The 14,203-nt window shown below is 69.2% G+C and carries 12 protein-coding genes; 9 read left to right on the plus strand and 3 right to left on the minus strand.

Annotated features, from left to right (window positions below; genetic code table 11):
* Positions 1 to 42 precede the first annotated feature (42 nt).
* Together CFN78_RS06550 and CFN78_RS06555 are read right to left on the minus strand one after the other, a co-directional pair.
* Positions 43 to 1,248: a C40 family peptidase gene (locus tag CFN78_RS06550; protein ID WP_094861702.1), complete on the minus strand. Its 1,206-nt coding sequence runs from the start codon at positions 1,246 to 1,248 to the stop codon at positions 43 to 45.
* Entirely contained in the window at positions 1,245 to 2,213 is a 969-nt protein-coding gene (locus CFN78_RS06555; RefSeq protein WP_094861703.1) for a nucleoside hydrolase, read from the minus strand. The genes CFN78_RS06550 and CFN78_RS06555 overlap by 4 nt, the downstream gene beginning before the upstream one ends.
* A 48-nt stretch (positions 2,214 to 2,261) precedes the next feature.
* Between CFN78_RS06555 and CFN78_RS06560 the strand changes: the two genes are divergently transcribed.
* From CFN78_RS06560 to CFN78_RS06575, 4 genes are all read left to right on the plus strand, one after another.
* Entirely contained in the window at positions 2,262 to 3,017 is a 756-nt protein-coding gene (locus CFN78_RS06560) for an acyltransferase (protein ID WP_094861704.1), read from the plus strand.
* A 96-nt stretch (positions 3,018 to 3,113) separates the two neighbouring features.
* Positions 3,114 to 3,728 carry an RNA polymerase sigma factor gene (locus tag CFN78_RS06565; RefSeq protein ID WP_094861705.1) on the plus strand — a complete coding sequence of 205 codons (615 nt, stop codon included), beginning with the start codon at positions 3,114 to 3,116 and terminating at the stop codon, positions 3,726 to 3,728.
* A 53-nt stretch (positions 3,729 to 3,781) separates the two neighbouring features.
* Complete coding sequence (locus CFN78_RS06570) at positions 3,782 to 5,110, plus strand: hypothetical protein (protein WP_094861706.1); 1,329 nt, start codon at positions 3,782 to 3,784, stop codon at positions 5,108 to 5,110.
* Positions 5,111 to 5,298: 188 nt separating this feature from the next.
* Complete coding sequence (locus CFN78_RS06575) at positions 5,299 to 6,612, plus strand: M14 family zinc carboxypeptidase (RefSeq protein WP_094861707.1); 1,314 nt, start codon at positions 5,299 to 5,301, stop codon at positions 6,610 to 6,612.
* A 16-nt stretch (positions 6,613 to 6,628) separates the two neighbouring features.
* Here the strand turns inward: CFN78_RS06575 and CFN78_RS06580 are convergent, their stop codons facing one another.
* Complete coding sequence (locus CFN78_RS06580) at positions 6,629 to 8,056, minus strand: short-chain fatty acyl-CoA regulator family protein (RefSeq protein ID WP_094861939.1); 1,428 nt, start codon at positions 8,054 to 8,056, stop codon at positions 6,629 to 6,631.
* A gap of 215 nt (positions 8,057 to 8,271) precedes the next feature.
* Here CFN78_RS06580 and aceA point away from each other — a divergent pair, with 215 nt between their 5' ends.
* The 5 genes from aceA (at position 8,272) to CFN78_RS06605 (ending at position 14,008) form a co-directional block, all read left to right on the plus strand.
* Positions 8,272 to 9,558, plus strand: coding sequence for an isocitrate lyase (aceA, locus tag CFN78_RS06585; protein ID WP_094861708.1), 1,287 nt, complete (start codon positions 8,272 to 8,274; stop codon positions 9,556 to 9,558).
* A gap of 126 nt (positions 9,559 to 9,684) precedes the next feature.
* The gene (gene aceB / locus CFN78_RS06590; RefSeq protein WP_094861709.1) at positions 9,685 to 11,310 is read left to right on the plus strand and encodes a malate synthase A; all 1,626 of its coding nucleotides are present in this window, start codon (positions 9,685 to 9,687) and stop codon (positions 11,308 to 11,310) included.
* Between the two features lie 136 nt (positions 11,311 to 11,446).
* Complete coding sequence (locus tag CFN78_RS06595) at positions 11,447 to 12,010, plus strand: acyl-CoA thioesterase (protein ID WP_240519306.1); 564 nt, start codon at positions 11,447 to 11,449, stop codon at positions 12,008 to 12,010.
* Positions 12,011 to 12,138: 128 nt separating this feature from the next.
* Positions 12,139 to 12,576, plus strand: coding sequence for a hypothetical protein (locus CFN78_RS29040; RefSeq protein ID WP_165777467.1), 438 nt, complete (start codon positions 12,139 to 12,141; stop codon positions 12,574 to 12,576).
* 190 nt (positions 12,577 to 12,766) lie between these two features.
* The gene (locus CFN78_RS06605; protein WP_240519307.1) at positions 12,767 to 14,008 is read left to right on the plus strand and encodes an HNH endonuclease signature motif containing protein; all 1,242 of its coding nucleotides are present in this window, start codon (positions 12,767 to 12,769) and stop codon (positions 14,006 to 14,008) included.
* The last annotated feature ends 195 nt before the right edge of the window (positions 14,009 to 14,203 follow it).

The raw sequence follows: 14,203 nt of genomic DNA on the forward strand, positions 1-14,203 counted from the left end.
ATGCCGGATACCTGTGGCTGCCGGGTATCCGGGAACCGAAGGTCAGGCCGGGCGGCCGGCTCCGGCGTAGTCGTCGCCGTCCGTGCGGTACGGGTGCACCTGCACGGCCTGGCCGAACGTCGGCGCGTCGATCATCTGCTGGTTGCCGATGTAGATGCCGACGTGGTGGATCTTCGTGTCCGGGACGCCGTAGAAGATCAGGTCGCCCAGCTTCGGTTCCTCGCCCGCCGGGATCAGCGGAACGCTCCGGAACTGCCAGTCCGCGGTGCGCTGCAGCGTCATCCCGGTGCTGCCGTAGGCGGCGGTGGTCAGACCCGAGCAGTCGAAGCCGAGATCGCCCTTCTCCTCGCCGTTGCCGCCCCAGACGTAGGGCAGGCCGATCTTGTCGATCGAGAAGTTCACCGCCTGCAACGCCGCCGGGTTCGGCGGCGTCGCGTCCTGGCCGACCGTGCCGTAGACGTTCGCCGTGGCGAGAACCCGGTGCTGGAACAGCGGCGCCTTCTGGAAGGTGGTGACGCCGTCCAGCCAGTCGCCACCCTCGGCCAGGTCGCGGTCCTCGTCGCAGAGTGCGCGGGCGGCGGTCAGCGCGGCGTCGTCGATGTTCTGCTTCCGCGGTTCGGCGCCCTCGGCGTTCGCGGCGAAGGTCTCCCACATCGCGGGCGAGAGCTGCATCGGCCCCGCCGCTCCCGGCACCGAGATCGACGCGCCGGAGAAGTCCTCGAGCGCGACCGTGTCCAGCGGCTGGATCATCGTGCCGTCGTCGCCGATGGCGGAGCCGCCGACCCGGCCGTGGTCGCTGGTGACCTTGCCCAGCGCCGCCAGCGTGACCCAGGACAGCTCACAGCCGGGCTTCTCCTGACCGATGGTGACGGTGGCGAGCGCGTATCCGTGCATGGCGCGCTGCGGGATGTCCAGCCAGCCCGCCACCTCGCCGACCCAGCTCTCGAACTGCGGCCCCTCGTCCGGCGGCTGCTGTGCTGCGGGGGTCTGCGTGTCGGCGGGCGGCGCGCTCGACGGGGCCGCCGGCGGTGCGGCACTCTCCTGCGCGGCCGGGGACGGGCCGGCGGCGGTGGTGGCCGGTTCGGACTGCGGCGCGACCCGCAGCGCCACCACGAAGATCCCCACCACCACGGCGGCGGCGACACCGATCACCAGCAGTCGCCGCCTGCGCCCACCGGGAGGTGCGGGGGGTGCCGCCTCGTCCGTCCGCTCGACGCCCTCGGTACCGGTTTCCTCGTTCTCGTTCATGACCTGCCCATCGCGAGACGGTCGAGCACGAAGGCCCTGAGCCCGTCGAGATCCGTTTCCATCGCCACGTCCACTGTCGCTCCGGCGGGTTGCCCTTCGGTGTCCGCGCGCAGTTCCGGCCTGCGGTTGTCGACCACGGTCGCACCACGTGCCGGGCCGAAACCGCACTCGACCTGTACGGGCAGCGCTTCCGTGACCAGGATTCCCGGTTTGATCGCCTCGGCGACCGCGACCGCGTCGTGCAGCACCAGCCCGTCCCAGCCGAGGGCCTTGCGGTAGTGCTCCTGGTAGTCCGGCGTCAGTGCCCGCAACGCCGCCCCCAGCGGTCCGGAGCTCTCCAGCGTGCCGAGCCAGCCGAGGTCCACGGCGCAGCGGTAGGTGAGGTCCATCGGCACCAGCACGGCAGGTACGTCGCCGCCGGAGAGCACGCGGTGCGCGGCTTCCGGGTCACTCCAGATGTTGAACTCGCCCGCGGCCGTGGTGTTCCCGTGCCCGAGCGCGCCACCCATGATCACCAGCCGGTCGATCTTGGAACGGACGCCGGGGTGGGCGGCGAGCAGGGCGGCGATGTTCGTCAGCGGGCCGATCGGGGCGATGGTGACCGGTTCCCGGGCGGCGTCGAGCAACGAGGCCAGCAGGCTCACCGCGTCGGCCGTCTCCGGCGCGCGGGACGGTTCGGGCAGGGCGGACGAGCGGCCGGAGAGCCCGTCGGCCCCGTGTGCGTAGCGGGCCCGGTGCGGGTGCGGGTGGACCAGTGGCCGCTCGGCACCGGCCGCGACCGGTACGTCCTCGCGGCCGCACAGCGCCAGCACCCTTCGCGCGTTGGCGGTGGTCGCCGCGAGCGGCACGTTGCCGAAGACGGTGGTGACGCCGATCAGGTCGACGTCCTCGCTCACCGCCGCGAGAGCGATCGCGAACGCATCATCGACACCCGGGTCGGTGTCGATGATCAACTTCGCCGCCATGCCGCTCCCTTGCTGTGAGGCCCTGGTGACAGGTTACGGTTTCCGGCCATGACGTCGATGTGGGGTTCGCCCGCCGTTTCCCGGGTGCGTGCCTGGCGGCGGGCGCGCCGCGATCCGAAGCAGGCCCGGTTCCTGACCGTGGACTCGCTGCGCTGGGTGCTGCGGAACAGGGCCTTCACCCCCTGGTATCTCGTGCGCTACTGGCGGCTGCTGAAGTTCCGCGTCGCCAATCCGCACATCATCCTCCGCGGCATGTTGTTCCTCGGTAAGAACGTGGAGATCCACTGCCGTCCGGGGTACGGCCGGATGGAGATCGGCCGCTGGGTGCACATCGGCGACGGCAACGCGATCCGCTGCCACGAGGGTTCCCTGCGGATCGGCGACAAGGCCGTCTTCGGCAGGCAGAACGTCCTCAACGGCTACCTCGACATCGAACTCGGCGCGGCCACGCTGGTCGCCGACTGGGTCTACGTCTGCGACTTCGACCACGTCACGGCCGATATCACCCGGCCCATCAAGGACCAGGGCATCGTGAAGTCGCCGGTACGTATCGGGCCGGACACCTGGATCGGGACGAAGGTCTCGGTGCTGCGCGGCACCCGCGTCGGCCGGGGCTGTGTACTCGGCGCGCACGCCGTCGTGCGGGGCGACATCCCGGACTACGCCATCGCGGTAGGTTCACCCGCCCGGGTGGTTCGCGATCGGCAGGAGGACTACGCCGCCGACGCGGAGCGGCGCGCCGCCGTGCAGGACATGGCCCGCAAGGCGCATTCCGCGCTGCAACGGACCCTCGGCGAGAGCTGATCCGGCGGATTCGACGGGCCCGGGGTGCAACAACCGGGTGCTCGCCGGTCACATCCAGGTGTGACTACCGAATCGACACCCAGATCGGCGGCGCTGATGCCACCAGGCAGGGAACGATCCGCGCGTGTGGCGGGGGACGGGACCCCGGCGGACGCCGACGGTGAGAGCGGGGACCACGAACTCTGGCGGCGGTCCGCGGACGGCGACGATCTCGCGTTCTCGCAGCTCTTCGAGCGGCACGCGCGGGCGGTCTGGAATCACGCCTACCGGATGACGGGTTCCTGGGGTGTGGCCGAGGATCTCACCTCCATGGCGTTTCTCACGGCGTGGCGCAGGCGCACCGAGATCACCCTGGTCCGTGACAGCGCGCTGCCGTGGCTCTACACCGTGATCGCGAACCTCGCGCGCACCGAGGGGCGCAGGCGCGGGCGCTGGTCGCGGTTGCTGCGGCGGGTCCCGGACCCTCCGGTCGTACCCGATCACGCCGACGGCGTCGCCGAGAGGCTCGACGGGGAACAGCGGCTGCGGGCCGTCGTCAACGCCGTGCGCAGACTCCCGGACGCGCAGCGCCGGGCGGCCGAACTGTGCCTGCTCGGCGATCTGACGGTGGCCGATGCCGCCGAACTGCTGGGCGTTGCCGAGCCCACCGTGCGCTCGCAGATATCCCGGGCACGGGCGCGGTTGCGGGACCTGCTCGGTGATTCCGCATGAGCGGCGGATCCCGGCCACAGAACGATTCCCGAGGCGTATCCCAAGGAGTATCGATGAGCGACGAGGACCTGGGGCTGCCGCCGCGGCGCGATCTGCCGTCGCCGGTCCGCGACCGGATCCGCTCGGCCCTGCACGAGGGCATGGAGTCCTCCTCCGGCAGCGGCCGCCGTTCGATCCGCACCCCACTGGCCGTGGCCGCCGCCGTCGCTGCCGTGTTCGCCGGAGCCGTCGTGGCCACCGACGGACTGACCGGCAACGACGGTGGGGTGGCCGCACCCGGGCCCGCACCGGTGCCCGAGAACCAGACTCCGCCGGGGGAGCAGGGGCCGATCGGCACCGTGGAACAGAACGAGCAGCTCGACCGGTGCTGGGCCGCCGTGCGCTCGCAGGGCGCGCAGGACCGGTATCCCGACCGTGCGCTGTGGACGCCGGTGTACGGCTACCGCGGCGACGGAATGAACAACAATCTCGTCGTGGTGGCCGCCAGGGTCGCGGGCAAGCCCCTGTTCTGTGAGACGACGGTGACCACGGTGACCGTGTCCGACCCCGAGGCCGTGCCGGCCTACGCCGGTGACAGCCGCACCGGCTCGCTCCTGTTCAGCGGCAACGGGGTCGTCGCGGGCGTCGTCGATCCCGCCTGGCCGGCGATGAAGATGTCCGGGCGTGAGAAGGACAGCAGCTTCGGCTCCGACGTGCAGGTCCACGACGGACTGTTCTTCGAGGCCACCAGGTCACGACTCGCCGAGACCACGATCGAGGTGGCACCGATGCTGACGGACTACCGGAATGGCGACGGGCTGGGGCCGGAGGGAGTCGTCCCGGTCGGGGCGCCGCTGCCCCCGCCGTCCGCCGAGCCGCTGTACGTGGTGGACCGCCCGGTCCTGCCGGCTCCGGAACGGGAGTCCGAGGCGGGCAGGTTCTTCGGTGAGTGCGCCGCGCAGGGGAGCTCGCCGGTGATCGACGCGGACAGTTTCGTCGCGGGTGCCAAGACTTCCCACGAGGGACGGGACGTGGTGGTCGCCCGGAACGCGACCGGATACCTGATGTGCTCAAGAACTGAGGAGGAGGCCGGTCCCGATTCGGTTCTCCCGGCAGGACCCGGCGACGTGCGCGGGACGAGACCGGAGTTCAGCGGTCCGCAGAGCAACACCGGCACCTTCTTCGGCGGAGTGGTGCCCGCCGAGGCGGCCAGGGTGGTGCTCACGGAGGGAGACGCCGAGCCGGTCGAAGCCGAAGTCGCGGCCGGGACCTTCGCGGTCGTTCTCGCCAAGACGGCCGGCCTGCCGCCATCGGACGGTCCCGCCGACCCGGTGTCGGCGACCGTCTACGACGCCGCTGGCGCGGTGATCTTCTCCGGGCCGGTGTCGCCCGGCGAGGGGTAGTGGGGGATCGGCACGGCCTCCCGGACACTCCAGGGAGGCCGTGCCGCGCCACGGACGGCTGTTCGGGTGAGAAGGCCTTGCTGGGCGTTGTGCCCGAATTTCGTTTGTTGATATAACTAACTATCACCGGTGACACCCCCGAACCCCACGCTTCGGCGTGGACCACTCGCTCTCCCCGAGGAGTCACCGTGCCCAGATTGAGACGCCCGCTCGTGGCCTGGCTGGCCGGAGCCGGCTCGCTGGCCCTGGTCGTGACCGCGACACCGGCCGTTGCCCAGCCGCGGCCGGACCTTCCCGCGTACTCGGCACAGCTCGATCGGGCCCAGCCCGGGGACGCGGCCTTCCTCTCCGCCCCGGAATGCAGCGAGGAACCACGGGAGCTGCCGGTGAACGAGTTCACCGACCACCGTGAGCTGGGTATCGAGCTGGACCGGATCGAATCCGCCAGCGGGGGAGCGGTCGACGTCGAGCAGGTCGGCCGCAGCAACCGCGGCCGGGAGCTGTGGTCCGCACGGGTCGGCACCGGGCCCAAGGCGGTGCTGCTGACCAGCGAGATCCACGGCAACGAGAAGACCGGCACCGACGCCATCGTCGACCTGCTCGACTGGGTCGGCACCAGCGACTCGGCGAAGGCGAAACGCTGGCGCGAGGAGCTGACCATCGTCGCCATCCCGAAGATGAACCCCGACGGCGCCGAACTCGACCGCCGCGGAAACGACATGACCTGGAACGAGGTCACCGCACGTCATCCGCAGCTCCGGAACAGTCCGCAGGCGTGGAACTACTACACCGACGCCAGGCAGGGTGACGACTACGCGGCCACGCCGGGCTTCGACACCAACCGCGACTACCACCCGGACCTGGGCTACGTGCCCCGTGCCGAGGACTTCCCCGGCAGTTCGGCCGACACCGGCTGGTACATCACCCCCGAGGCGCAGACCGTGCGCGACGTCTACCGGGGCCTGACCGCCGAGTTCGGCAAGGTCGACACCTATGTCGATCTGCACCACCAGGGCGCCTGCTACGTGATGCCGGACGATCCGGACGAGTTCGTCACGCTGTCGATCTCCGGCAGGTTCGTCGACGATCCGGCCACCACGCCGGGCTACGAGCAGTACGCGGACTACGACCTCGACTACTCCAAGAAGCTCAACGTGGCCGTCAACAACGCGCTGCAGAGCGCGGCCAACAACCGCCCGCTGTTCGGCAACGTCACGCTGTACCCACAGGACACGAACCTGCCGGGCACGGGCCTCGGCGCCTTCGCACTCAACGGCAGCGGCGCGGTGCTGTTCGAGGTCCGCGGGCAGACCCAGACCCTCGGGCAGCAGTACCGGGCCGTGCTGACCAGGAGTGTCTACATCGGACTGGACGGGATGCTCTCGGCGATCGCCAGTGGCCGGGTCGACCAGCTCGATCCCGCTGCCTACGACGCGATCCCGCCGCGTGGCCCGAACATCGGCGACGCCTCGGCCGCCCGCGGTACGACGCTGGAGCGGTGACGGTGCCCGGAGCGGATCACTCGGTGGCCGGGACGGCCGGATAGGGCACGAAGGTACTGGTGTTCTCGTCGACGGTGAGCTGCTTGCCGATCGTCGGGAACGCCCGCTGCGGACACGCCGGGCGGTCGCACACCTTGCACCCCATGCCGATCGGGGTCGCGGCCGCCCGGTCGTCGAGGTCGAGTCCCGCCGAGTAGACCAGCCTGCGCGCATGCCGCAGTTCGCAGCCGAGGCCGACGCTGAACATCTTCCCGGGACTGCCGTAACCGCCGATGTTGCGGGAGATCGTCCGGGCGATCCAGAAGTAGCTCTTGCCGTCCGGCATGGTCACCACCTGCGGGATGATCTTGCCGGGGGCGGTGAAGGCGTCATAGATGTTCCACAGTGGACACGAGCCACCGACGCGGGAGAAGTGGAAACCGGCCGCGGACTGACGTTTCGACATGTTTCCCGCGCGGTCCACCCGGACGAAGGAGAACGGGATCCCGCGCAGTTTGGGGCGCTGCAAGGTGGACAGCCGGTGGCACACCGTCTCGAAGCCGACGCCGAAGTGGTCGCAGAGGCGTTCGATGTCGTAACGGAAGTTCTCCGCGCACTCGTGGAACGACCGGTACGGGAGGATGAGCGCCCCGGCGAAGTAGTTCGCCAGTCCGACCCTGGCCAGCGACCGGGCGGCCGGTCCGGAGAACGCCCAGGAGTCGGCGAGTTCGGTGATCAGGTCGTCGTACTCCAGCAGCGCGATCTGTGAGGCCATCCGGAACGCCTGCTGGCCGACGCGCAGGCTCGGCGCCAGCCGCAGCACGCGGTTGCCGGGCTGGAACCGGTGCTGCTCGCCCGCGCCCTCGTTGATGCCCTCGCTGATCACCTCGACGCCGTAGCGTTCGATCAGCCGCTCGCGCAGCCCGCCGCGGACCTCGCCGCGGCGCAGGTTCATCTCGGCGGCCATCCGCTCGGCGCGTTCGTCGAGTTCAGCGACGTAGTTCTCCCGTTCGTAGAAGAAGTCGCGCACCTCCTCGTGCGGCAGGGAGGCCGCGGCGCTGCCGTGCAGCCCGGTGCCGTTCTCGGCGACCAGCGCGGCGGTGTTCTCCACCGCGTTGCGGTAGCTGCGGTGCAGTTGCACCAGGGCACGCGCGACCGACGGCAGGTTGGAGGCCAGGTCGTTGAGTTCGCCGGTGGAGACCTCGGCGCCGACGACCTCGTCGAGCAGCGCCTCCCGCACGTCGGCGACCAGGCGGGCGGTGTCGTTGTTGGCGAAGAACTCGGTGTCCACGCCGAACGCCTGGGTGATCCGCAGCAGCACCGAGACCGTCAGCGGGCGGGAGTTGTGCTCGATCTGGTTCAGATAGCTGGGTGAGATCTCCAGCACTCTGGCCAGGTCGGCCTGGCTCATCGAACGACTCTCACGCAGGTGGCGCAGCTTCGCGCCGGCGAAGGTCTTGTCCATCTCGACCGCCTGTTTCCGGAAGATTTCCTGTTCGGCACCGATCAAGTGCCCGGCATTGCCGGAGATTGCCAAGCCTGTGTTGGCAGTCTTCGCAGAAGCGTAGGGAAAGTTAGCACAAATTGGCAAATTGGAGCACTGGATCTGTTTTTGCAGCTCATGTCATGGTCAGTCCCAGCAAGCGAGGAATCGCAACGTTCGCAAAGTTGGAGAACCCGATGACTGATCATGCCAAGCAGATCGAGCAGGCCGCGGCGGAGCTCACGAAGCAGTGGGAGTCCGACCCCCGCTGGGCGGACGTGCAGCGCTCCTACACCGCGGCCGACGTGATCAAGCTTCGCGGCAGCGTCGTCGAGGAGAACACGCTGGCCAAGCGCGGCGCGGAGAAGCTGTGGGACCTCATCAACAGCGAGGACTACATCCACGCGCTCGGTGCCCTCACCGGCAACCAGGCCGTGCAACAGGTGCGCGCCGGCCTCAAGGCCATCTACCTCTCCGGCTGGCAGGTCGCCGCCGACGCCAACCTCTCCGGCCAGACCTACCCGGACCAGAGCCTCTACCCGGCCAACTCGGTGCCCGCCGTCGTCCGCCGCATCAACAACGCGCTGGGTCGCGCCGACCAGATCAACTGGGCCGAGGGCAACACCGACATCGACTGGTACGCGCCGATCGTCGCCGACGCCGAGGCCGGCTTCGGCGGTCCGCTCAACGCGTTCGAGCTGATGAAGGGCATGATCAACGCCGGTGCCGCGGGCGTGCACTGGGAGGACCAGCTCGCGTCCGAGAAGAAGTGCGGTCACCTCGGCGGCAAGGTGCTCATCCCCACCAAGCAGCACGAGCGCACGCTGAACGCGGCGCGGCTCGCCGCCGACGTCGCGGGCACCCCGTCCGTGGTCATCGCCCGCACCGACGCGCAGGCCGCCACGCTGCTCACCAGCGACGTCGACGAGCGCGACCAGCAGTTCCTCACCGGCGGCCGGACCGCCGAGGGCTTCTACGAGGTGCGCAACGGCATCGAGCCCTGCATCCAGCGCGGGCTCGCCTACGCCGACTACGCCGACCTGCTCTGGATGGAGACCTCCGAGCCCGATCTGGAGGTCGCCCGCGAGTTCGCCGAGGCCATCAAGGCCAAGCACCCCAACCAGTTGCTCGCCTACAACTGCTCGCCGTCGTTCAACTGGAAGAAGCACCTGGACGACGCGACCATCGCGAAGTTCCAGCGCGAACTCGGCCACATGGGCTACAAGTTCCAGTTCATCACCCTGGCCGGTTTCCACGCGCTGAACTACTCGATGTTCGACCTGGCGCACGGTTACGCCCGCGAGGGCATGACCGCCTACGTCGACCTGCAGGAGCGCGAGTTCGGCAGCGAGGAGCGCGGCTACACCGCGACCAAGCACCAGCGTGAGGTCGGCACCGGCTGGTTCGACCAGGTGTCCACGGCACTGAACCCGGAGAGCTCCACCACCGCACTCAAGGGCTCCACCGAGGAAGCGCAGTTCTGACCCGGTAACCCCACGCGATTCGTCGACGTGTCGCGGAATCGCGCTGCGCGATACGTCGACGAACCGCGGCACTGCCGTCCACTCGTCCCGTCGTCCCGTTTCTTCTCCGCCCCCGGAGGTACCGACATGCTTGGCAAGTCCGACAACGCTTTCACCCGCACCGGGCGCATCGACATCGCAGGCCCCTCGGACGAGGAGACCGCGAAGATCCTCACCCCCGCGGCACTGGAGTTCGTGGCACGACTGGACAACGCCTTCGCCGGACGCCGCCGTGAACTGCTCGACGCGCGCAGGCTCCGCAGGGAGAACCTGGCCACCGGGGAGGAGACCCTCGACTTCCTGCCGGAGACCCGGTCGATCCGGGAGGACGACTCCTGGCAGGTCGCCGGTGCCGCCGAGGGGCTCGAGGACCGCCGGGTGGAGATCACCGGGCCGGTCGACCGCAAGATGGCCGTCAACGCGCTCAACTCCGGCGCGAAGGTGTGGCTGGCCGACTTCGAGGACGCCACCTCGCCGACCTGGGACAACGTCATCGGCGGGCAGCGCAACCTCTACGACGCCATCCGCCGCGACATCGACTTCACCACCGAGGCCGGAAAGCGTTACAGCATCGGGGAAAACCCGGCCACGATCGTCGCCCGGCCGCGCGGCTGGCACCTCGTCGAGAAGCACATCCGCATCGACGGCAGGCCCGTCTCGGCGAGCCTGGTCGACTTCGGCCTGTACTTCTTCCACAACGCCCGCCAGCTCCTCGCCCGCGGCAGCGGCCCGTACTTCTACCTGCCCAAGCTGGAGAACCACCTTGAGGCGCGGCTGTGGAACGACGTCTTCCGCCTGGCACAGTCGGAACTCGGTATCCCGCAGGGCAGCATCCGCGCGACCGTGCTGATCGAGACCATCACCGCGGCCTTCGAGATGGACGAGATCCTCTACGAACTGCGTGAGCACGCCGCCGGACTGAACGCGGGCCGCTGGGACTACATCTTCAGCGTGATCAAGAACTTCGGCTCGCGCGGCGCCGACTTCGTGCTGCCGGACCGCGCGGACGTCACCATGACCGTGCCGTTCATGCGCGCCTACACCGAACTCCTCGTCCGTACCTGCCACCGCCGCGGTGCGCACGCGATCGGCGGGATGGCCGCGTTCATCCCGAGCAAGGACCAGGAGGCGAACGCCAACGCCCTGGAGAAGGTGCGCCAGGACAAGGAAAGGGAGGCCGCCGACGGTTTCGACGGTTCCTGGGTCGCACATCCCGGCCTGGTGCCCGTCTGTGAGGAGGTCTTCACCGGCATTCTCGGCGAACGGCCGAACCAGGTGGACCGGCGGCGCGACGAGGTCTCGGTGACCGCCGCCGACCTGCTCGACCTCGCCTCCGCGGGTGGCGAGGTCACCGAGAACGGTGTGCGCGCCAACATCAACGTCGGCCTGCGCTACGTCGACGCCTGGCTGCGCGGCACCGGCGCGGCGGCGATCTTCGGCCTGATGGAGGACGCCGCGACCGCCGAGATCGCCCGCTGCCAGCTCTGGCAGTGGATCCACAACGGCACCAAGCTCGACGACGGCACCGCCGTCACCACCGAACTGGTGCACGGCTTCCTCGACGAGGAGATCGTGCGGGTGCGCGCCGACCTCGGCGAGGGCAACCGGCTCGACGACGCGTGCGCCATCCTCGTCGAGACCGCGCTCGGCGAGAAACTGCCGAGTTTCCTCACCACCGGGGCGTACGCGCGCTACCTGACCGACCTGCGGTGAGCTGAGACTCCCGGTCTCCCAACCTGACTACGGGGACCGGGCACGCCGGGTGGGATGGCGTGGGAACGGGCCCGGCGCTTCGGTCTGGCGAAGCGCCGGGCCCGCCGGCGTCCACCGCGTTGGGTACGGTTCGGTTGTGGATCACAGCGCAGTACCGGACGGCAAGCCGACCTCCGCGGCCCGGGTCACGCTCTCGCAGATCATGGACAGCCACGACACGAACCTGCTGGGCACCGTGCACGGTGGTGTCGTGATGAAGCTCGTCGACTCGGTGGCCGGCGTGGTCGCCGCCCGGCACTCGAACGGCCCCGCCGTCACCGCCGCGCTGGACGAGATGGCCTTCCTCGTCCCGGTGCGGGTCGGCGACGTGGTGCACGTCAACTCGCAGGTGAACTGGGCGGGCCGGTCGTCGATGGAGATCGGCGTCCAGGTTCTCGCCGACCGCTGGGACGAGTCCGTGCCGCCCGTGCGCGTGGCGACCGCGTACCTCGCGTTCGTCGCCACCGACGCCGACGGCGCGCCCCGGCCCGTGCCGCCGGTGCTGCCCGAGACGCCCGAGGACGAACGCCGCTACCGCGAAGCGCAGATCCGCCGGGAACACCGGCTGGCGAAGCGGCGGGCGATCCTCGACTCGAGGGCGCGGGCAGTCACCCCGTCCGTGGGCCCGCCTGTCGTACCACGTAACGGTCATAGCGGGTAACAGGAAAGTACCCGATCCGCCGTGTCGTGCGTTCTGGCATGTCGTGTCGTGCGTTCCGGCACCCCGTGTCGCGCGGTGCGGCATGTCGTGTCGGGCGTTCCGGCGGGTTCCGCCCGGCGAATGGGCGGGTGCGGATGGCGGATAATGGTTACGGCAAGGCGGTTGGTGGGTGTCAGCGGACCGCCGGGTCGGCAGAATCGCAGTATCGGGACCGGACTCTTCGCCGCCCTGCGGGTTCTGCTCACGTCGGTATCGCGGTGTTGGTCGATTCCGAGGACGAGGGTGCTGCGGTGTTGTGGCTCGACTGGTGGGTGTTTGTCGTATTTGCACACCGTATGATCGAGGTGGCATTCTCGGGTTTCAGGCTACGCCTGCGGCGGGCCGTGTGGAACTGCCGCTCCTCGGGGCGGATCTCATTGTCGGTCACCAGCGACAGTTCCCCACGGAACGGGTTTCTCGGTTGCGTTTTCCTCGGCGCGGGAGGGTTGTCGCGTGCGGTTTCGCATGTCGAGTTCAGCGTCGTGCCCCTGCTGCTGCGTCCGGTCGTCCTTCGGTTTCTTGCTTGATGGTGTGCGATGTTCTGGCCGGGTTGGAATGGGCCGGTTCCCGTCGTGTGCGGTTGATGAGTGCTTCGTCGTTGCGAGGTTCGCGTTCAGGGCGTGCGGCTCTGGCTTTGCGTGCGAATGGTCCGTTCATTCGGTGAGCGTACTCGATGGTGTTATTGGAATTGTCCTAATCGTTGTATAGAACGGTTTCATGATCGGTGGGGGATCTGTAGAAGTTCGGTTGGCAGGGATTCTTGATCTCGAATCCCGTGAAACTGTGCGCGTGGATCATGGCGGGTTGACTGGTGTTCGGCTGTCCTCGTTGTCTCAGCGTGGGTTGCTCCGTGTCATGCGCGACGCTGAAGCGGCACGTTCTCGTGCTGAGGCTGTGCAGTTGCGGGCCATGGCTCGGTTCGCCGCCCTGTCCGAGGAGCCGCGTGGTGTGGCCGCGGAGGTGGCTTTGACGTTGGCTACCACCGAACACCGTGCGCAGCGGACGGTGGCGATGGCGCGGGCGTTGACGACCCGTCTGCCGGAAACGTTGGCGGCGATGGAATCCGGTGTCATCGACAGCTTCAAGGCATCCAAGATCGTCGACGCCACCGGGCCGTTGTCGGATGAGCACGCCGCCGCCGTCGACGCGGCGATGGCCGATCGTCTCGACGGTAAGAACCCGTCCGGTCTTCGTCGTGCTGTTGCGCGGCAGGTCGCGCATGTCGACCCGGACGGCCACGCCGAGCGTGCGCGGAAACGGCGTCTGGATCGCAGTGTGCAGTTGGTGCATCAGGACGACGCCATGAGCACCCTCATCGCCGATCTGCCGGCAGAAGCGGCGACCGCGATCTACGCCCGGGTGGACCGCATCGCCAGAACCCTCCGCGGCAAGGCCGAATCCCGCACGCTTGAACAACTCCGTGCCGATGTGTTCGCCGAACTCTGTCTCGGCCACCGTGCCGGCGAAGCCCGGACCGAGATCTTCGTCCACGTCGCCGCGACCACCCTCGCCGGAGCCGACGACCGGCCCGCCGAACTGTCCGGCCACGGACCCATCCCCGCCTGGCTCGTCCGGCACCTCGCCCAGAGCCCGAACTCCGTACTGCGCAAAGTCGTCACCGACCCGGTCCACGGAACCGTGCGCGACGTCGGACGCACCCGATACCGCCCACCCGCAGCGTTGGCCGAGTTGGTCCAAGTCCGCGACCGCGAATGCCGCATGCCAGGCTGCCACCGGCCAGCACACCGATCCGACATCGATCACACCACGGAATGGCACCACGGCGGCCCGACCAACGCCGACAACCTCACCGGACTATGCCGCCGCCACCACCGCCTCAAAGACGTACCCGGCTGGCATTTCGGAACCGACGACACCGGGACCCTCCACGTGACCACCCCCACCGGAGAGCGGCACCGAAGTCAGGCCGAACCACTCCACCCGTCGCCACCGTTCTGAGCGGTACCAGGCCCGGCCGTCCGGGCACGCACGCCGCCGCGCCGGCCCGCCAATCGGCGCCGCGAACGTCAGGACCTGTTGTGGGCAGCCGAAAACGGGTCCTGACGGTGGCGCCGCATGGCGCGGATGGCAGGGACCTCGCCACGGCAACACCTCGCGGGTCGGCGCATTCGCGAACATTGCCGAATCGGGTAC

The sequence above is a fragment of the Amycolatopsis antarctica genome (assembly GCF_002262875.1).
GTDB lineage: Bacteria > Actinomycetota > Actinomycetes > Mycobacteriales > Pseudonocardiaceae > Amycolatopsis > Amycolatopsis antarctica.